Origin of the sequence: Pseudomonas sp. NPDC088429 (genome assembly GCF_044753305.1) — a bacterium.
In the GTDB taxonomy this organism is placed as follows: Bacteria; Pseudomonadota; Gammaproteobacteria; order Pseudomonadales; family Pseudomonadaceae; genus Aquipseudomonas; species Aquipseudomonas rustica.
Genome location: NZ_JBIVMX010000004.1, coordinates 13,912 through 32,443 on the forward strand (window position 1 = coordinate 13,912; position 18,532 = coordinate 32,443).

Consider the following 18,532-nt stretch of genomic DNA (forward strand, 5'->3'; position numbering starts at 1 on the left):
CCGGTTTTTGCGCGGGAAGTCTTGCGGTTTCGGGAACGGCCGATGACGGGGGCCGCCGTTATTTCGCCAACAGCTCGCGCACCCGCCCACCCAGCGCATCGACGGCAAACGGCTTGGTCAGCACGTGCATGCCGTCCTCGAGCTGACCGCCGCCAAACACTGCGCTCTCGGCATAACCGGTGATAAACAGGGTCTTCAGCTGCGGGCGCAATTGCAGCCCCGCTTCGGCCAGTTGCCGGCCGTTCATGCCGCCCGGCAGGCCGACGTCGGTGACCAGCAAATCGATGTGCACATCGGAGCGCAACAGCTTCAGCCCGGCGACGCTGTCGGCGGCTTCGATCACCGTGTAACCGAGTTCGCCCAGCACGTCCGCCAACAGCATGCGCACGGTCGGCTCGTCGTCGACCAGCAACACGGTCTCGCCCAGTTGTGAGGCCGCGACGGACTCATCGGCAGCGTCATGTTCGTCCTGGCTGGCCTCGACATGATGGCGCGGCAGGTAAATCGACACCTGCGTGCCCTCACCCACCGTCGATTGAATCTGCACTTGCCCGCCGGATTGCTGGGCAAATCCGTAGATCATCGACAGCCCGAGGCCAGTGCCCTGACCGATCGGTTTGGTGGTGAAAAACGGTTCGAACACATGCGCCATGACGTCCGGCGACATGCCGGTGCCGGTGTCACGAACGCTGACACACAGGTAATCGCCTTCGGGCAGATCGATGCCGCGCGCTGCCTCGCGATTCATCCACTGATTGGCGGTTTCCAGGGTGATGCGACCGCCATCGGGCATGGCGTCGCGGGCGTTCAGGCAGAGGTTGAGCAGCGCGTTTTCCAGCTGACTCTTGTCGACAAACGCCGGCCACAGCTCCGAGCTGCCGAGCGTCTCGACGACAATGCCCGGCCCGGCGGTACGCTGGATCAGCTCGGCCATGCCGTACATCAGCGTGTTGACGTTGGTGGCGTGCGGTTCGAGGGTTTGCCGGCGCGAGAATGCCAGCAGGCGATGGGTCAGCGATGCCGCACGTTTTGCCGCGCTTTGGGCGGCGACCATGTACCTGTCGACTTCGCTCAGGCGCCCTTGGCCGATGCGCCGGTTCATCAGCTCAAGCGCACCGGAAATACTGGTCAGCAGGTTGTTGAAATCGTGGGCGAGGCCCCCGGTCAGTTGCCCCACCGCTTCCATTTTCTGCGACTGGCGCAGTTTCTCTTCAGCCTGCATCAATTCGGCGGTGCGCTCGGCGACACGCTGTTCGAGGGTCTCGTTGAGTTCGCGCAAACGCGCGGCAGTCTGCCGTTGCTGCTCTTCGACTTCGCGCAACGCCTCTTCGGCGATGGTGCGTTCGAGCAAATCAGCGGCCTGGCGCGCGAGAATGTCCAGCAGGCGCAAATCGCGTTCGGAGGGATGGTGCGGTTTGTTCCAGTGCGTCGAGATCATGCCGAGCAGATGGCCATCGCGCGACATCAACGGCGTGGTCTGCGCCGAACGGATACCGGTGCGGCGGAATGCGAGCAGGTCTTCGGTGCCGGCAATGTCGGCCCACTGTTCGAAATCGGGAATGATCGCGCGCTGGCCGAGTTTCAGCGCCAAGGTGCAACTGCTATAGGCCGCCGGGCTGACGTAATGCCAAAAACCGACCGCCTCGGCCGGCAGGCCATGGGCGTACAACAATTGCAGCTCGCCACCATGGCCGGCGCCGTGTTCCGGCGTACAAAGCAATTGCATTGTGCCGAACTGTGAACCGGTGATGAACACCGCCGCATCGACGATTTTGCCGTAGAGCGCTTCGCGATCCTGCTCGCCGATCAGGCTGACGCTGATGCTGTGCAGCAGTTCGATGTCCGACAGCGCGGTTTGCGCCGCCGAAACATTGCCAGGAGCCAGGTCTGGAGGAAAAGCGGCGTAAAGGCCAGTCATGAGAGGCTCCCGAGAGCTGCAGATAATCGGGCGGCAGATTACCAGCTAACGTCAGATTAAGGGATGCGACGTGCTGGCGCGTCGCCATCATCCGACGAGCAGCGCCTCATGCACCTCAATCGACGGGATCGCCACCTCGGCGCGGCGACTGTCGAGCCAGCCTCGGGTTTTGCCGACATCGAAGATTTGCCCCTGCTCAATCAGGGTCAGCAAGAGTTCATCGGCCACGCGATAACGCCCGCAGTCAGGGCAATCGCGTTCTTCCCATGGGCCTTGGCAATGAATGCGCTCAGCGCCCCCCGCACAAATCAGACAACTCATGACAGACACCTTTTTATAGTTTTCAACCGACCCGTCGTATGGCCGGTTTTGTGGTTGTCTGGTCGACTCGATGGAGGGGATGAAAGTTCTCGGGACTGACGTTTTCAGAACAGACAGGTCGCATCTGCCAGTATCTGGCCAGCCAATACGCTCTCAAGAAGACTTGATCGGCCGCACTTTGCCGCTGAAGACTTTGAAGCCAAAGGTGTTGTAAACCAGGGTCACCGGGATCAGCACGGCGAAACCAATCAACATGAACAATTGGCTTTTCGGGCTGGACGTGGCGGCTTTCAAGGTCAGATCCGGCGGTACGATCAGCGGAAACAACGCAACCAGCATCAGCGCGAATGCCAGCACAAACACGCCCAGCGCAGCGAACAGCGGTACGCCATCGAAGCGGCTGCGAAACCCCGACCAGAACACCGCTGAAAGAATGGCGAGCACGGTCAGCGTCGGCGCCCAGACGCGAATATCGGTCAGACGTTGCATGTATTGGGCCTGCAACGTTGCCGTCCATATCACCAGCACAATCAACAGCATCACAGTGATCAGCGCCAACACCCGCGCCTGGCGTGCGCAGCGCCGCTGCAAGTCGTCGACGGTTCGCCAATACAGCCAGCAAGCGCCGAGCCACGTGTAACCGAGCACCAACACCACGCCGCAGAACAGCGGAAACGCCCCCAGCCATTCCACACCGCTGCCGGTGTAGTGACTGCCCTGATGCGGCACGCCTTGCACCAGCGTTCCCAACACCACGCCCTGAATCGCGCCCGCCAGCAAAGAACCGCACAACAGCGCGCCATCGACCCAACGCTTGATCGCTTCGTTGGGCGAGTGGTCGCGAAATTCCAGCGCCACCGCGCGCAGAATCAGCGCGAGGAACATCAGGATAAAAGGCAGATAAAGCGCCGGCAGCAAAATCGCGTAGGCCAGCGGAAACAGCGCGAGCAGCCCGCCGCCGCCCAGCACCAGCCAGGTTTCATTGGCATCCCAGATCGGCAGAATGGTTACCGCCATGGCGCGGCGGTGCTGGCTGTTTTCGGTCAAGCCGAGCAGCACACCGACGCCCAGATCCGTGCCATCGAGCAGCACGTAATTCATCACCGAGAAGGCCAGAGCGCCCGCGCACAGCAGCGTGATCCAGTCGGTGTCCATCAGGAATGCCCCGTTTCATCGGCCAGCGTCGGCTGCGGCCCGGACTCGTCCTGCTTTGGCGGCTCGCGCAATAAACGCAGCAACACCCACAGGCCGATGCCAAAAATCAGCAGATAAAACAGCAGAATCAGCCAGGTCGAAGCCAGCACTTGCGCGCGGGACACCGAGGACAGGCTGTCGGCCGTACGCACCAAGCCGTAGACGGTAAACGGCTGGCGACCCACCTCGGTGACAACCCAGCCACTGAGCATCGCGACAAAACCCGCCGGCGCCATGCACACGCTGGCCCATAACCAGCCGCGCGACGTGTACAGGCGCTGACGACGACGGAAAAACAGGCTGACCACGCCCTGCCCCAGCATCAAAACGCCCAGTCCGACCATCAGCCGAAATGCAAAGAACACCGGCGCTACGGGAGGAATGTCCTGCGCGGGAAATTCATCGAGGGCGGCGATGGTGCCGCTGAGATCATGGGTCAGGTACAACGAAGCCACTCGCGGAATCGCCACTTCCCAGTGATTGTGCCGCTGCGCCATGTCGGGCCACGCGAACAGCCGCAACGGTTCGCCCGCGCCCTCGGCTGGACGCGTCCACGAACCTTCAATGGCGGCGACTTTCTGCGGCTGCACTTTCAAACTGTGCTGGCCATGCAGATCGCCGACCACGATCTGCACCGGCATCACCACGACGAGCAGCCACAGCGCCATGGAAAACCCCAGCCGCGCCCGTGGATTGTCCGCGCGTTTGAGCAACTGCCAGGCACTGATGCCGGCCACCAGCGTCGCGGTGCCGAGCAACGCTGCCAGCGTCATATGCACCAGCCGATAGGGAAACGATGGATTGAAAATGATCGCCCACCAGTCTTCGGCGATAAAACGGCCGTCGGCGGCAATCGAATACCCCGCCGGCGTATGCATCCAGGAATTCGCCGAGAGAATCCAGAACGCGCTGATCAGCGAGCCCACCGCCACCGCGCAGGTGGCGAAAAAATGCAGGCGCGGGCCGACCTTCTTCATGCCGAACAGCATGATGCCGAGGAAACCCGCTTCGAGAAAAAACGCCGCCAACACTTCGTAAAACATCAGCGGGCCGAGAATATCGCCCGCCTGAACCGCCAGTCGCGACCAGTTGAGGCCGAACTGATACTCCAGAATCAGCCCAGAAGCCGTGCCCACCGCGACATTCAGCGCAAATACTTTCAGCCAATAGCGGTAAACATCGAGATAAATCTGCCGTCCGCTCTTTAGCCAAAGCGCCTCGAGCACCAACAGAAAATTGGCCAGGCCGATGGTGAACGCGGCCAGCACGATGTGAAAACTGATGGTGATCGCAAACTGGCTGCGCGCCGCCATCAGCGCTGAGTCGAGCGAGTCCATGGCATCACTCAACCGTTGCCGGTTTTATCTGCGCGCTTGATCGGGATGCGTGAACACGCTGCCCGCATCGCGCACCAACTGACGCCATTCGGCGCTGGTGATCAGCCCTTGCTCCTCCATGTCATCGGCGGCTTTTAGCAACTCGTCATATTGTTCTTCCGGATCCAGGCGCATTTGCGATTGCGTCGCCAGTTTGCGCCATGCCGCCAGTGATTCTTTCTTCCGCTGATCGAACATAGGGATTTCTCATCGAGGGCTTGATCGATAGAGATAAGTCCTTCCTGCGTCGTTCAGCGCGGGCGACGGATGGAGAGTGTTTATGCCGGTTGCGGATTCTCCTGAAAGAATCGCTTGGGCAACACTGCCGGGCACAGATGGATGATCGACATGCGCACCACGTGATTGAGCATCACGAACGCCGGGTCGAGTTTGAGCAGCAACGCCGCTGCCGTCATCACCTCGACGCCGCCCGGTACCCACGACATGAACAATGCCAAAAACGGCTTGCCGGTGAACTGGCTGAACGCGAAGGCAATCGCCAGCGTCGAGCAGAACGTCAGCGCGGTGACCACCAGCCCGGCGCGGATGTAGCGGACGAAATCCTTGAGGGTGATGTCTTTGAGACGAATACCGATCAGGCCGCCGAGCAGGATCAGCGCGACAATCGCCAGTGGCTCGGGCACCTGCAAATCGGCGTGAAAACCGACATTGGCCGCCGCTGTGCAGAGCAAACCGGTGAGCATGTACGGCGCGGGGACGTCGAAGCGTTCCAGCAGATACCCGGCGATTACTGCCGGCAGCGCGGGCGGAATCACCCGCAGGTAATCGTCCAGCGCGCCCAGAGTCGGTGCCGTGTTGTCTGCATGACCGCCCGCGATGAGCGTCACCACCAGCAACAACGCGAGCAACCGCACGATGTGTACAAAGGCTATGCGCCCCGAGGCCGGGCCTTGATCGCTGGTGACGGTCATCACCGCCGCCATTGCGCCTGGTATCGAACCGAGCAGACTTTCCACATGACCCCAGCGTTCCATGCGCCGCAGCCAGTTGTAGCCGACGACGATTTGCGCGGTCATGCAGATCAGCAAGCCTACCAAGATGCTGAAGTCGCTGAGCTCGCCGAGCATTGAAGCGGTGACAATCGAGCCTACGCTGACGCCGAGCAATAACTGCACGGCGGCCACGAACGGATAAGGCATACGCATGCGCACGCCGATTTTGCTTAACGCGGTGACCAGGCAGATCGCACCGATCAGCTCGCCCAGCGGCAGGCCGGTCAGATAACCGAGCCATGCGCCCAGCGCCGCTACAGGGATCGGGATGAGGCTTTCGAGCAGAGTCTTCATTGAATATCCATGTTGTTCTGAAGGCGATGTTGAGAAGCCGCAGGAATTTTCAGAAATATTTTTAAACATTTTTATAAGATGAACGCTGCACGGATCCAATACCGATTTCCGACCGATTGATACCCAAGGATGAACATGCTCGATCTGCGCCGCCTGCGTTACTTCCTGATCGTCAGCGACGAATTGCACTTCGGCCGCGCCGCCGCACGTCTGCACATCGCCCAGCCACCGCTGACCCGGCAGATTTCGGCATTGGAAAAAGAGCTGGGGTTTCAGCTGTTTGATCGCAGTAGCCGCAATGTCACGCTCACTGCAGAGGGGCGGCATTTTTTACCACATGCGCGAGCGCTGCTGGAGCAGGTGGAAATGACGGAAGGCATTACGCGCAAGCTGGCGACGGGCTCTGCCGGGCATTTGGCGGTGGGGTATGCGAGCTCGATTGCGTTGTCGGATGTGTTTAGCGAGACGCTTAAGCGGTTTTGTTTGTTGTATCCGGATGTTCAGGTAACGGTGGATGAAGGCGCTTCGAATCATCAGTGTGCGCAGTTGATTGAGGGGCGGCTGGATATTGGCTTGAGTCGTTTGTTGCCAGTTGGCGAGGATGCGCGGGTGCAGGCGATCTGTTTGGGCAATGAGCCGTTGGTGGCGGCGGTTGCAAGCGATAGCGCGCTGGCCTTGCAGAATCGAGTGACGTTGGCTGAACTGAGCGCTTATCCGTTGATTGCGTTTCCGCAGGATTATGGTTCGGGGTTGAATGACATCGTTGAAGCGCTTTTTCGCCTGCATGGGCTGACGCCAATCGCTGGCCCGACGGGCAAACAGATCACCTCGATTGTTGCGCTAGTGGCGGCTGGTCGAGGGGTTGCGGTGGTGCCTGAATGTGCGCAGGCGCTGGTTAAGCGTGGCGTGGTTTATCGGCCGCTAGCCGAGCCAGGTGCCGTAGCGCCGCTGTTGCTGCTGACGCGCAAGCATGAACGCAGTGCGCGGGTGCAGGCGTTTGTCGAAGTAATCAAACAGACAACACCACCCCTGTAGGAGCGACCCTGCTCGCGAAAGCGGAGTGCCTGTGCCGAAGATGTTGCCTGACCCACCGCCTTCGCGAGCAAGCTCAGCTCCTACAAAGATTTGTGGGGTGTTCGGGGATTTGTGTACGGCCAAGAACCCTGTAGGAGTGAGCCTGCTCGCGAAAGCGGAGTGTCTGTGCCGAAGATGTTGCCTGACCCAAAGCAATCGCCAGCAGGCTAGCTCCCACAGGGATTTGTGGGGTGTTCGGGATCTTCGGTACGACCGAGCCCCATGTAGGAGCTGAGCTTGCTCGCGAAAGCGGTGGATCTGTACCGGAGATGGTGACTGACCCACCACTTTCGCGAGCAAGCTCAGCTCCTACAATGATTTGTGGGGTGTTCGGGGATTTGCATACGACCGAGCCCCCTGTGGGAGCCGGGCTTGCCCGCGAAGGCGGCGGTGGGTTCAACATCGCACCCGGCTCACTATCAGAATTTTTCCGCCACACGCCGATACGGATAATTCGGATCCTTGTACTTGCCCGCCTTCTGCCGCTTCGGCAGTTCGACCTTCTCGCGCTTCACATCTTCATACGGGATACGGCTGAGCACATCAGTGATGATGTTCAGCCGAGCCCGACGCTTGTCATTCGAATCCGCCACCAGCCACGGCGCATGCTCGGTATCGGAATGTTTGAACATCTCATCCCGCGCCCGCGAGTAGTCGTACCATCGGCTGTAGGATTTCAGATCCATCGGCGTCAGTTTCCAGATCTTGCGACCGTCATTGATCCGCGCTTCCAGCCGCCGCGTCTGCTCTTCCGGGCTCACTTCCAGCCAATATTTCAGCAAAATCACCCCGGACTGCACGATCGCATGCTCAACCCACGGGATCGACTTGAGAAACTTGTCCGCCTGCTCATCCGTGCAAAAGCCCATCACCCGCTCGACACCGGCGCGGTTGTACCAACTGCGGTCGAAGATCACCACTTCCCCCGCCGCCGGCAGATAAGGCAAATAACGCTGCACATGCATCTGGCTCTTCTCGCGATCCGTTGGCGCCGGCAGCGCCACCACGCGGAAAACCCGCGGGCTCACACGCTCAGTCAGCGCCTTGATCGTACCGCCCTTCCCCGCGCCATCACGGCCTTCAAAAACAATACAAACCTTTACGCCCTCGGCGATCACCCATTCCTGCAACTTGACCAGCTCAACGTGCAGTTTGCGCAGTTGCTCCAGGTAATCCTTGTTTTTCAGCTTCGGACTTTCAGGCGCCTTGGCGTCCTTCTTTTTGTCTTTTGCCATGACCCCGGCCCTCTCGAATGAATGCAGAAACAGAATGTTTATTGACGACACACACCAGACACGTGAGGTTAGTTCATGACCTGCTGTTTGCCATCGCCGGGTAAAAAGCAAAATTGCCATGTGTTTCCTTCGTTCTTTCCTGCGTCGCACTGTTCATTCATTGCCCGCCCTTGCCTGTCTGGAGTTTTTCGATGCCGTCGCCAAAATCCCTGCCCACTGCCCTGCTGGGCCTGGCCCTTGCCTGCCCGGCGATGGCCGAGACTCAAGGTCTGGAACTGGGGCAAGTGCTGATTTCGGCCGATGAGCAGCGCGGTTCGGATGCGTCGGTTGAAGAAGCCAAAGAGCGCCTCGAGCAAGTGCCCGGCGGCACCAACGTGGTCGATATGCGCCAACCGTTGCAGGGCCGCGTCTCGAGTAATCAGGATGTGCTGGCCTATCAACCGGGCGTTTACGCGCAGTCGGCGGGCAACGAAGGCGTGAAGATTTCCGTGCGTGGTTCGGGCATTAATCGCGCGCCGGGCGCCCACGCCTCGGGCCTTTACACCATGCTCGACGGCCTGCCGCTGACCGGCCCCGGCGGTACGCCGTACGAATTGCTCGAACCGCTGTGGGTCGATCACGTTGAAGTGCTGCGCGGCGCCAACGGTTTCGACCGTGGCTCACTGGCCCTCGGCGGCGCCATCGATTACGTCAGCCACACCGGCTACAACGCGCCGAAACTGCAAGTGCGCTACGCCACCGGCAGCCACGGCTATCAGCAGCGTCAGGTCAGTTCCGGGCAAGTGCTTGGCGACTTCGACTACTACGTGTCGCTGACCGATTCCAACGCCGACGGCTATCAGGATCACACCGCCAGCGAAAGCAAAGGCGTGATCGCCAACTTCGGTTATCGCTTCAACCCGAACCTGGAAACGCGTTTCTACATCCGCTACCGCGAAACCGACAACGACCTCGCCGGCCGCGTGACCAAGCACTCCATCGAGCACGATCCGCGCGCGGCCAACCCGTCTTACGTGGCGCGCGACGACAGCCGCAAGCAACCGGGCAGCACCTTCATCGGCAACAAAACCACCTTCTACATCGACGACGATTCGAGCATCCAGACCGGCCTCGTCTACCACGACTACCCGATGGATCTGCGCGAAGGCCCGAACCGTTTAAAAGTCGCTTACACCGATGTCAGCGGCACCTTCGACTACAAACGTCGCGACACGATCTTCGGCATGGAAAGCCGCAGCAACGTCGGCCTGCGCGTGACCAAACACCTGCCCAATGACGGCGCCAGCGAATTCGTGCGCATTCCCACCGGCAACACCGCCGGTTATGCGCCGGGTACAAAAATGCGCGATTTCACCTATCAGGGTTCGGACACCGTACTGCACTTCGGCAACGACCTCGAAATCGCCAACGATCTTTGGCTGACCACCGGCCTCGCCGCGATCTACACCCGCCGCGAAAGCGACGTGACCTATCCGCAAAGCGGTGGCAAAACCAGCATGAACGACTGGGACTACGCGCCGCGCCTCGGCCTGCGCTACCAGATCAACCCGGATCTGCAAGTGTTCGGCAACCTCAGCCGCTCCGTCGAAGCGCCGCACCCGTGGTCGCTGATCTACAGCTCCAACGTGCGCTTCGCTGCCGGTAACGGCGCCGCGACGGGGACGCAGAAAGACCCGATCAAACTGCAAAACCAGACCGCGACCACGCTGGAGCTCGGCGGGCGTGGCGACAGCGCCATCGGCGATTGGAGCCTGGCGTGGTACTACGCGCAGGTGCGGCATGAACTGCTTTCAGTGCTGCCGGATGCCAACGCCGTCACGCCGTATGAGTTGAACGCCAGCCCGACCGTGCACCAAGGCGTTGAAGCGAGCCTCAACAGCAAACTCTGGTCGGCTGCCGATGGTCGCCAGTTGAGTCTGCGTCAGGCGTATACCTTCAGCGATTTCCACTATCGCGATGATGACCGCTTCAGCGACAACCGCTTGCCGGGCCTGCCGATGCATTACTACCAAGGCGAATTGCGTTACGACTGGCCGCAGGGGTTCTTCGCGGCGGTGAACACGCAACTGGTGTCGAAAGTTGCCGTGGATTACGCGGACAGCTACTACGCCGATCCGTACGCACTGTTCGGCGCAACGCTCGGCTACAACGCGCCGAAGGGTGACTGGCAGGGTTGGGTCGACATGCGCAATCTGACCAACAAACACTACGCCGCCACGGTCACGCCGGGTTATGACGACAAAGGTCAGGATGCCGCGCGGTCGACGCCGGGGGAAGGCATGGGGGTTTACGTCGGGGTTTCGTGGAGTTTGCTCTAACCCCACACCTTTGTAGAAGCAGAGCTTGCTCGCGAAGACGGCGGCACATCCCACATCTCCTTGTCTGACACACCGCTTTCGCGAGCAGGCTCACTCCTACAGGGGATTTGTGTTCTGACTCAGATTTTGTGTACGACAGAAAATCTGTAGGAGCTGAGCTTGCTCGCGAAGGCGGCGGCACATTCAACATCAATGTGGCTGATACACCGCTTTCGCGAGCAAGCTCGCTCCCACAGGGATTTGTGGTGTGTGGCGGCGATTTTGTGTACGGCATAGCACCCTGTAGGAGTGAGCCTGCTCGCGAAGGCGGCGGCACATTCAACATCAATGTGGCTGATAAATCGCTTTCGCGAGCAGGCTCACTCCTACAGGGGATTTGTGGTGTTCCCCCGGATTTTGTGTATGGCCGAGAAACATGTGGGAGCGGGCTTGCTCGCGAAGGCGGCGGCACATTCAACATCAATCTGGCTGATACACCGCTTTCGCGAGCAAGCTCGCTCCCACACTGACTGGTGTCGATCAACTTATCTGCGCCAAATCGGCGTGTTCAACCATCCGAACACTGGCAAACGTCGACTCATTCCGTGCCTGCTCCAGCACCGTCAGCGGTTGCGTCGACACCGCCTTCAGCGCCGGTTTGCGGCTCATCTCCGACCCACCGCGCTCGTCGCTCGGCGGGACGCCAAAGTGTTCGCGATAGCATTTGGAAAAATGCGGCGTCGAAACAAAGCCGCAAACATGCGTCAACTCAACGATCGACAACGACGTTTGCTTGAGCAGTTGCCGCGCGCGAATCAGGCGCAGTTTCAAGTAATAACGCGACGGCGAACAGTTGAGGTATTTCTGGAACAACCGCTCCAGCTGTCGACGCGACAAATCAACGTACGCCGCCAGGTGATCGAGCTCAATCGGTTCCTCAAGATTGGCCTCCATCAGCGCCACAATTTCTTGCAGCTTCGGCTGATGCGTGCCGAGCACGTGCTTGAGCGGTACGCGCTGATGATCCTGCTGGTTGCGGACGCGCTCGTAGACAAACATCTCAGAGATGGCGGCGGACAAATCGCGGCCATGATCGCGGCTGATCAAGTGCAGCATCATGTCCAGCGGCGCGGTACCGCCGGAGCTGGTGACGCGATTACGATCGAGGCTAAACAGGCTGGTGCTGACGCTGACACGCGGAAACGCTTCCTGCATCGCCGCGAGAAACTCCCAATGCACGCTGCACTCAAAACCGTCGAGCAACCCGGCTTTCGCCAGCGCCCAACTGCCGGTGCACACGCCGCCCAAGCGCTTCGATTGACGCGCCTGGGCCTGCAGCCAAGTGATGTGCTCCCGCGTAATCACGCTCTGAATGCCGACGCCGCCGCAGACAATCACCGTATCCACGCAAGGATTACTCCACGACCCATCCGGCGTGATCGGCACGCCGTCGCTGGCCCAGACCGGCGCGCCGCCAACGCTGAACGTCTGCCAGCGATACAGCTCACGCCCGGACAATTGATTGGCCATGCGCAACGGTTCGACGGCGGACGCCAGCGACATCAGGGTGAATTTGTCCAACAGCAGAAAGCCAACGGATTGAGTCGCACCGTCGGGTGCGGCAGCGTTCGATGACATCGGATTCGTGTCCTTACAAAAGCGTTTGTGGTTCGGCGTTAACCCGCTGACGTCACCCGGGCCGCCTGCGCAGGATCACGCGAGGTCACCAGGCCGAGGAAGGAAATCAGCAACGCGAGGCCAATGGTCGTGCTCACTTCGGTGCGGTGTTGCGGGGTGATCATCATCACCGTCAACGCCGCGCAAATGAACACGATCACCAGCCAGGTCAGCCACGGGAACAGCCACATGCGGAAGGTCAGCTCGACGTTGCGCTGGCGCAAGATCCGCCGCATGCGCAACTGCGACACAGCGATGGTCAGGTACACCAACAAGGCAATCGCACCAGAACTGGCGAGCAGGAATTCAAACAACCCGGCAGGCATGAAATAGCTCCACACGGTGATCGCCGCGCCCAACACGGTGCTGGCGAAAACAGCCGCCCGTGGCACGCCGGCGGCCGATGTCACCTTCAACGCCTTCGGCGCATCGCCACGGCGTCCCAGCGAAAACAACATGCGCGAAGCAATGTAGATCGAAGAGTTCATGCAACTGGCGACGGCGATCAACACGACGACGTCGACCATGAATTTGGCGTGAGGAATATTCATGATTTCCAGCGCCCGTTGATACGAGCCGACCGAGGCCAACAGCGGATCATTCCAGGGCACCACGGAAATCACCACGAAGATCGACAGCAGATAAAACACGCCGATGCGCCAGATCACCGAGCGCGTGGCTTTAGCGATGTTCTGCGCCGGGTTGTTGGATTCGGCGGCGGCGATGGTCACCGCTTCGGTGCCGATAAAACTGAACATGATGGTGATGAAAGCGCCGACCACCGCCGACAGGCCGTTGGGCGCAAACCCGCCGTGGGTCGCCATCAAGCCGCTCAGGCCACTGACTTCGCGATCCGGCACCCAGCCCATCAACACGGCAAAACCGACGCCGATAAACCCGATGATCGCCACGACTTTGGCCATGGCGAACCAGAACTCGAATTCACCGTATTTGGACACGCTGAACAGGTTGGTCACGGCCAGCACAACGATCGACACCAACGCGAACAGCCACGCATCGATCTGCGGAAACCATTGATGGAGCACATGGCCGGCCGCCAGCGCTTCAATGGGAATCACCAACACCCAGAACCACCAGTAAAGCCAACCGATGGTAAACCCCGCCCAGCGCCCGATGGCCTGATCGGCGTAGGTGGAAAACGAGCCGGTGTCCGGATTGGCCACCGCCATTTCACCGAGCATGCGCATGACCAGCACCACGAGCAAACCCGAAAACAAATACGCCAACAACACCGCCGGCCCCGCCGCCGCAATGGCATGCCCCGAGCCCACGAACAAACCGGCGCCGATGATCCCGGCGATAGACAGCATTGTTACGTGACGAGGCTTAAAGCCCTGCGCCAATTGGCCATTCGAATCCTTGGACGGGCTAATCATTGGTTTTTTTATTCTCTGCTGATCGACATTCAAGCGACTGGACAGGGGCAACGGATCACCGTTGTTGCCGTACAAGAAACCCCGTCCAACCGCCGCAGTTCTTATCAAACCGATGTGGTTCTTTAATGAAAAGACACTTCACCTTATCTGGCTTGGTGGAGGGCTCAGTAGCCTGATGGCGTCATGGTTTGGTCTGAAATCGACACGGGGGAACCTTAAGGTCTCGAACAAGACCCACCAGCCGAAAGACCGAAGCAAAACCCGTGGGAGCGAGCCTGCTCGCGAAGACGTCGGCACCTTCAATATCAATGTGCCTGACACACCGCTTTCGCGAGCAAGCTCGGCTCCTACAGGGGATTTGTGGTTGTGGCGGATTTTGTGTATGGCCGAGAAACCTGTGGGAGCGGGCTTGCTCGCGAAGAAGCCAGCACATTCAACACCTAAACAACGGACCCACCCTGCCCAGTCGCAACAATGGCAAACCACCCCCACCCTGCTAACCTCACCCCAACCCCGCTAAGCATCCCCCACCACTGGATACCTCGATGAACTTCCGATGTCCTGACTGCAACCATCTCGTCAGCCACATCCCGCCCACCCACAAATGCCCCGACTGCGGCCACTTCTCCCACGACTGGCTCATCGATGACTGGGAAAGCTTTGCCGCCATCAAACGCAGGCACATCCACTACAACCTCATCATCATGGGCCTCGTCCTGATCAACATCCTGGCCACCATCCTTTACCAATCAACCAACCCCTTCCAGTGGCTGATCAACCTGATCTTCCTCCCCGCCGTCATCAGCTGGATCCTCTGCCGCCAACAGCTCAGCCAAAAAGCCCACTACAAAGGGCATAAAGGCAACGTGGTATTCCCATGGTTCGCAGGCTTCGGCGGGCTATAACTAATCGCCAACCCCTGTAGGAGTGAGCCTGCTCGCGATAGCGCTCATCCAGCCAACATCAACATTGAATGACCCACCGCCATCGCGAGCAGGCTCACTCCTACAAGGATTTTGCCTGCTTACCCAGCCCCCAAACCCGCCACCGACTGTGGGAGCGGGCTTGCCCGCGAAGACGTCAGCCCATCCAACCCAAATCCAACAGCCATCAATCCCGCTCAACTATTCCCCAACAACCTCAACATAATTCGACTCCCCGCCCCCACTCGCCCCCGACAGCCAGCCCCACACAAAACTCAACGTCGTCCGCCCCGCCTCATCAACCCCCACCGTCCCCCGCGACCAACCGGAAAGCAACTCGCCTCCCGTCGTCAAACAATGGAAAAGCAGCTCAATCGTATCGGCCCCAGTCACCCGGCCAACCTGATGCCCCGCGCGAATCCGACCGCCCTGATAAGTACTCAAAATGCCCGAGCCCTCGACACGGTAATGAAACACCGTATCAGCCCCCGACAACCCTTGCGCGTTGTTCGCTACGGCAAATCGACGGTCGTGCAAACGCTCGGTGATTTGTGAAAAAGCAGATTCCATAAAGGCTGCGTCCTTGTGTTCAGAGTTTCCGTTCCGGTTGCCGATCATCCTAACCCAACGTCCGACCATCATTGGAAAGTGCCCGCTACTCAAGCGCAAAAACTACAACATCGCAGGCAATCGCCTACAGCCACCTCGGATCTCACCGACTTGTTTGTCCTCAGGTCAAACCCTATCGTTGAACGCTTGCCGCAACCCAAGCAACTCGCTTTAACCCCATCAAGAACGGATTCATATGAACTGGGTCAGCCATTACCTGAAAAGCTTCAAAATAATCTCGAACAACTATCGATGGTTTACCGCCAGCTTCATCGCAGTATCCGCACTGTTCATACTCTGCAGCGCCCTTAATTCCTTGCTTCCAGTACTACTGAGAAATGCCGCAAACACCTTTGACGGCGCTCCGAACGCAAGCACTCAATTCCTCTTATTCGCAGGTTGCTACGCCTTACTCTGGACAGTCTCACAAGTGCTTTCCAGCGTTCGCGGAGTCTTTTCAGCTTGGATACTCGCCAAGTGCGACGCGACCCTTTACGAAACCATCCTCACCCGAATTTTTCAGTACGCTCACAGCAAACAGCGAACGCTCGACCCTGGCTATGTAGCGGCTGACATCAATCGATCGGCCAGCAGTTTCAGCCTGGTCACCGTGGGCGTTTTCTGGACAATCGTTCCTATCGCGGTTGAAATCATCGTCGCCATCAGCGTGCTTTACACCATTATGGGTGCGGCTTACGCGATGCTGTTTCTCGTCGCCTGCGTCGCACTGACATCCCTGGCCATCTACGTTGCCAAGTCCAGTTCAAGCATTCATCGCGCCTTGTTTGAAGCCGACAACAACCTTTCAAGCTATACCGTCGAAAGGCTTGGCAGGGTTTACGACATCAAGATCAACAACAGCCTGCCCAAGGAACTCGCTCTTGGCCGAACCTTCTTCGACAACTACGTCAAAACCATCAGAGACGCCAACCTTCGCATGGGCATTCGGATTGCCTGCCAAGGCTTGGCCATTGGCGCCGTACTGACATTTTTCATACTGTTATCCGGCCTGTACTACCGCACGAATTTTACGGCTGGCGATTTCATCATGATCGTTGGATACATCACCCTGTTCACCCTGCAACTCCATCTATTGGCGGGCACTCTGTTCAACCTTCAAGCCCACCTCATTTCTTTGAACGACGGCATCAAATACATCGAGGAAGACATTAAAGAGCAGTACCACCCGAAGCATCACGCAGACGTCGAAGGCTTTACGCTCACAGGCGTAACACTGGCAAAGGACAACAGAACCATCCTGAACAACATCAACGGTCAGTTGATGTCTGGCGTAAATATCATTTCAGGAAAATCCGGCGCGGGAAAAACAACGCTGATAAACATTCTTTTGGGTCTCGAAGAATCCCATACAGGAACGGCCCTCTACAGAGGACACCGGATCAGTGAGGCACTCACCGAACACATACTGTCAGAGGTTTCCGTCGCGCCGCAAAAACCGGTTCTGGTGTCCGGTACGCTCGAAGATAACCTGCTGTATGGCGCTGATGACGTATGCCAAAACAGACTGAAGGAAATTGTCGAACTGCTCGGATTTACACGGCAAGGCACTGACGCTGACGCTTTGCTGGCAACAGTAATAGACGTCGCCGGCAGCGGATTGAGTGGTGGTGAGAGACAGCGAATCGCCATCGGCCGGGCGATATTAAGAGACAAGCCCACGCTAATACTGGATGAACCTACTGCCGCGCTTGATGAACGAACCGCGCACAAAATCGTTGAATGGCTCGCCCTGCATACACGCAACTTGATCATCGTCACCCATGACGAAAAGCTGAAAAAGAAGTACGGCATAAAAATAGAATTGAATGAGACCACCGCTGACTCTGTTCAGGTGTGACCCGGCGGAGTTCAAAAATCATGATCGCCGGGTGCAAAGGCAACTTGCCCAAACGCTGTTCCACGCTAAGTTTAAGGTCAGTGACAACAACGACCCCGCCCTCGCCCAGTACGAATCCACGGGAGGCTTGATGAACAACTTCCCGATCGTCGCCACCGTGCTCTCGATGATCCTCGGCCTCTCCGTCACTCGCCTGCTGCTCGGCGCTCTCACGGTATTCCGCATCCGCCGCGTGGCCGCGCCAGACTGGGTGCCGCTGGTCTGGGCGGTGATGCTCTTCACCACACAGCTGGAATTCTGGTGGGCCGTCAACGCACTGTCGACGGTCAAACAGACCTTCTCGTTTCTCGAATTTCTATTGCTGGTGATGCTGACACTGTCGCTGTTTGTCACGGCGGCGTTGTTGCTGCCGAGCCGTAGCGAAGATGAGCAGAACGGCCTGCGCGTCTACTTCGAACAGGATGGGCGATACGCATTGCTGTCGCTGTCCACGTACCTGTGCCTGGGAATGGTCGTTAACGTCATGTTGTTCGACGCCTCGCCTTTAGCACTGTGGGGCCTGCTGGACGTGATCATGATTGTGCTGCCAATCTGCGCGTTCTTCGCGCGATCGCGTAAAGGCTATACGACCATCACCCTGATCTACGTGCCTCTGAGCGTGATCGACTTCATCATTTCGCTGGCGACCTGAAGCCGCAGAATGCATCTAAAACCCACTAACCTCCGGCGGATGAAGCCATAGGTGGCGAGGGAGCTTGCTCCCGCTGGACTGCGCAGCAGGCCCCGCTTTGAAAAGCAAAACCCACCCCACGCCCCGCCGAAAGCAAGCCCCTCACCACAAATGACTGCCCTAAGCCGAAGCCTTCAGCTCAACATTATCCAGCGCCTTATTCACCGCCAACTCCCCCAACATCACAACCTGCGCAATCCCCAACAACGTATTGCGATTCGGCCCCTCCAGCATCCCGGCAAAATCCCCCAGCATCACCGTCGCCGAGGCCAACGACTCGCACGCATTGACCAGCAACGTCTCAGTATCAGATTGCGGATTAACCATAAACAAAGTGCTGGGGCTATACGGCGTGGCCATGATCTTCTCAGGCGCCAGATAATGATCAAGCGCCCGCTCTGCCGCATCATGAAGCTTCCTCGAATCAAACGATTCATAAGGCGACGCCGGATCCGTCACCGGCGCCTTCGGTGGTGTAGTGCTCATCAACTAAAACTCCAATCAGCAAACATCAAATAAACCCCTGTAGGAGCTGCCGCAGGCTGCGATCTCTTGATCTTCTTCTTACAACCAAACGCAAAATCAAAAGATCGCAGCCTGCGGCAGCTCCTACAGG

The 18,532-nt window shown here is 58.7% G+C and carries 16 protein-coding genes; 5 read left to right on the plus strand and 11 right to left on the minus strand.

Annotated features, from left to right (window positions below):
• Positions 1 to 58: 58 nt before the first annotated feature.
• The 6 genes from ACIP66_RS04000 to ACIP66_RS04025 form a co-directional block, all read right to left on the minus strand.
• On the minus strand, positions 59 to 1,918 hold the full coding sequence (locus tag ACIP66_RS04000) for an ATP-binding protein (RefSeq protein ID WP_400645635.1): 1,860 nt from the start codon (positions 1,916 to 1,918) through the stop codon (positions 59 to 61).
• Positions 1,919 to 2,005: 87 nt separating this feature from the next.
• The gene (locus ACIP66_RS04005; RefSeq protein WP_212544476.1) at positions 2,006 to 2,239 is read right to left on the minus strand and encodes a hypothetical protein; all 234 of its coding nucleotides are present in this window, start codon (positions 2,237 to 2,239) and stop codon (positions 2,006 to 2,008) included.
• Between the two features lie 153 nt (positions 2,240 to 2,392).
• Positions 2,393 to 3,394, minus strand: a complete 1,002-nt coding sequence (cydB, locus tag ACIP66_RS04010; protein WP_400645637.1) for a cytochrome d ubiquinol oxidase subunit II — start codon at positions 3,392 to 3,394, stop codon at positions 2,393 to 2,395.
• Entirely contained in the window at positions 3,394 to 4,770 is a 1,377-nt protein-coding gene (locus tag ACIP66_RS04015; protein ID WP_400645640.1) for a cytochrome ubiquinol oxidase subunit I, read from the minus strand. Before ACIP66_RS04015 ends, cydB begins: the two co-directional genes overlap by 1 nt.
• Before the next feature lie 24 nt (positions 4,771 to 4,794).
• Positions 4,795 to 5,007 carry a hypothetical protein gene (locus ACIP66_RS04020; protein ID WP_159812128.1) on the minus strand — a complete coding sequence of 71 codons (213 nt, stop codon included), beginning with the start codon at positions 5,005 to 5,007 and terminating at the stop codon, positions 4,795 to 4,797.
• 80 nt (positions 5,008 to 5,087) lie between these two features.
• Complete coding sequence (locus ACIP66_RS04025) at positions 5,088 to 6,116, minus strand: AbrB family transcriptional regulator (protein WP_400645643.1); 1,029 nt, start codon at positions 6,114 to 6,116, stop codon at positions 5,088 to 5,090.
• 135 nt (positions 6,117 to 6,251) lie between these two features.
• Between ACIP66_RS04025 and ACIP66_RS04030 the strand changes: the two genes are divergently transcribed.
• Positions 6,252 to 7,151, plus strand: coding sequence for a LysR family transcriptional regulator (locus tag ACIP66_RS04030; protein WP_400645645.1), 900 nt, complete (start codon positions 6,252 to 6,254; stop codon positions 7,149 to 7,151).
• A 458-nt stretch (positions 7,152 to 7,609) separates the two neighbouring features.
• On the opposite strand, the gene ppk2 is transcribed toward ACIP66_RS04030, so the two are convergent.
• Complete coding sequence (ppk2, locus tag ACIP66_RS04035; RefSeq protein WP_159812131.1) at positions 7,610 to 8,425, minus strand: polyphosphate kinase 2; 816 nt, start codon at positions 8,423 to 8,425, stop codon at positions 7,610 to 7,612.
• A gap of 191 nt (positions 8,426 to 8,616) precedes the next feature.
• On the opposite strand from ppk2, the gene ACIP66_RS04040 reads away from it, so the two are divergent.
• On the plus strand, positions 8,617 to 10,743 hold the full coding sequence (locus ACIP66_RS04040; RefSeq protein ID WP_400645648.1) for a TonB-dependent receptor family protein: 2,127 nt from the start codon (positions 8,617 to 8,619) through the stop codon (positions 10,741 to 10,743).
• A 519-nt stretch (positions 10,744 to 11,262) separates the two neighbouring features.
• Here ACIP66_RS04040 and ACIP66_RS04045 read toward each other — a convergent pair.
• Together ACIP66_RS04045 and gabP are read right to left on the minus strand one after the other, a co-directional pair.
• Complete coding sequence (locus ACIP66_RS04045) at positions 11,263 to 12,360, minus strand: GlxA family transcriptional regulator (protein WP_400645650.1); 1,098 nt, start codon at positions 12,358 to 12,360, stop codon at positions 11,263 to 11,265.
• A 38-nt stretch (positions 12,361 to 12,398) separates the two neighbouring features.
• Positions 12,399 to 13,796 (minus strand): GABA permease, encoded by a 1,398-nt coding sequence (gene gabP, locus ACIP66_RS04050; RefSeq protein WP_400645652.1) that lies wholly within the window; start codon positions 13,794 to 13,796, stop codon positions 12,399 to 12,401.
• Positions 13,797 to 14,341: 545 nt separating this feature from the next.
• Between gabP and ACIP66_RS04055 the strand changes: the two genes are divergently transcribed.
• Positions 14,342 to 14,701, plus strand: coding sequence for a hypothetical protein (locus ACIP66_RS04055; RefSeq protein WP_400645655.1), 360 nt, complete (start codon positions 14,342 to 14,344; stop codon positions 14,699 to 14,701).
• A 219-nt stretch (positions 14,702 to 14,920) separates the two neighbouring features.
• Here ACIP66_RS04055 and ACIP66_RS04060 read toward each other — a convergent pair whose 3' ends face one another.
• Entirely contained in the window at positions 14,921 to 15,289 is a 369-nt protein-coding gene (locus ACIP66_RS04060; protein WP_400645658.1) for a hypothetical protein, read from the minus strand.
• A gap of 235 nt (positions 15,290 to 15,524) precedes the next feature.
• Between ACIP66_RS04060 and ACIP66_RS04065 the strand changes: the two genes are divergently transcribed.
• Positions 15,525 to 17,186 carry an ATP-binding cassette domain-containing protein gene (locus ACIP66_RS04065; protein ID WP_400645661.1) on the plus strand — a complete coding sequence of 554 codons (1,662 nt, stop codon included), beginning with the start codon at positions 15,525 to 15,527 and terminating at the stop codon, positions 17,184 to 17,186.
• A 130-nt stretch (positions 17,187 to 17,316) separates the two neighbouring features.
• Entirely contained in the window at positions 17,317 to 17,877 is a 561-nt protein-coding gene (locus ACIP66_RS04070) for a hypothetical protein (protein ID WP_400645664.1), read from the plus strand.
• 159 nt (positions 17,878 to 18,036) lie between these two features.
• Here ACIP66_RS04070 and ACIP66_RS04075 read toward each other — a convergent pair whose 3' ends face one another.
• Positions 18,037 to 18,402, minus strand: a complete 366-nt coding sequence (locus ACIP66_RS04075; RefSeq protein ID WP_212544492.1) for a DUF6124 family protein — start codon at positions 18,400 to 18,402, stop codon at positions 18,037 to 18,039.
• Positions 18,403 to 18,532: the final 130 nt, after the last annotated feature.

What these genes read in the sequence shown, in the direction of transcription:
- ACIP66_RS04000 (WP_400645635.1), bottom strand. Translation starts at nt 1,918, where the DNA reads ATGACTGGCCTTTACGCCGCTTTTCCTCCAGACCTGGCTCCTGGCAAT.
- ACIP66_RS04005 (WP_212544476.1), bottom strand. Translation starts at nt 2,239, where the DNA reads ATGAGTTGTCTGATTTGTGCGGGGGGCGCTGAGCGCATTCATTGCCAA.
- cydB (WP_400645637.1), bottom strand. Translation starts at nt 3,394, where the DNA reads ATGGACACCGACTGGATCACGCTGCTGTGCGCGGGCGCTCTGGCCTTC.
- ACIP66_RS04015 (WP_400645640.1), bottom strand. Translation starts at nt 4,770, where the DNA reads ATGGACTCGCTCGACTCAGCGCTGATGGCGGCGCGCAGCCAGTTTGCG.
- ACIP66_RS04020 (WP_159812128.1), bottom strand. Translation starts at nt 5,007, where the DNA reads ATGTTCGATCAGCGGAAGAAAGAATCACTGGCGGCATGGCGCAAACTG.
- ACIP66_RS04025 (WP_400645643.1), bottom strand. Translation starts at nt 6,116, where the DNA reads ATGAAGACTCTGCTCGAAAGCCTCATCCCGATCCCTGTAGCGGCGCTG.
- ACIP66_RS04030 (WP_400645645.1), top strand. Translation starts at nt 6,252, where the DNA reads ATGCTCGATCTGCGCCGCCTGCGTTACTTCCTGATCGTCAGCGACGAA.
- ppk2 (WP_159812131.1), bottom strand. Translation starts at nt 8,425, where the DNA reads ATGGCAAAAGACAAAAAGAAGGACGCCAAGGCGCCTGAAAGTCCGAAG.
- ACIP66_RS04040 (WP_400645648.1), top strand. Translation starts at nt 8,617, where the DNA reads ATGCCGTCGCCAAAATCCCTGCCCACTGCCCTGCTGGGCCTGGCCCTT.
- ACIP66_RS04045 (WP_400645650.1), bottom strand. Translation starts at nt 12,360, where the DNA reads ATGTCATCGAACGCTGCCGCACCCGACGGTGCGACTCAATCCGTTGGC.
- gabP (WP_400645652.1), bottom strand. Translation starts at nt 13,796, where the DNA reads ATGATTAGCCCGTCCAAGGATTCGAATGGCCAATTGGCGCAGGGCTTT.
- ACIP66_RS04055 (WP_400645655.1), top strand. Translation starts at nt 14,342, where the DNA reads ATGAACTTCCGATGTCCTGACTGCAACCATCTCGTCAGCCACATCCCG.
- ACIP66_RS04060 (WP_400645658.1), bottom strand. Translation starts at nt 15,289, where the DNA reads ATGGAATCTGCTTTTTCACAAATCACCGAGCGTTTGCACGACCGTCGA.
- ACIP66_RS04065 (WP_400645661.1), top strand. Translation starts at nt 15,525, where the DNA reads ATGAACTGGGTCAGCCATTACCTGAAAAGCTTCAAAATAATCTCGAAC.
- ACIP66_RS04070 (WP_400645664.1), top strand. Translation starts at nt 17,317, where the DNA reads ATGAACAACTTCCCGATCGTCGCCACCGTGCTCTCGATGATCCTCGGC.
- ACIP66_RS04075 (WP_212544492.1), bottom strand. Translation starts at nt 18,402, where the DNA reads ATGAGCACTACACCACCGAAGGCGCCGGTGACGGATCCGGCGTCGCCT.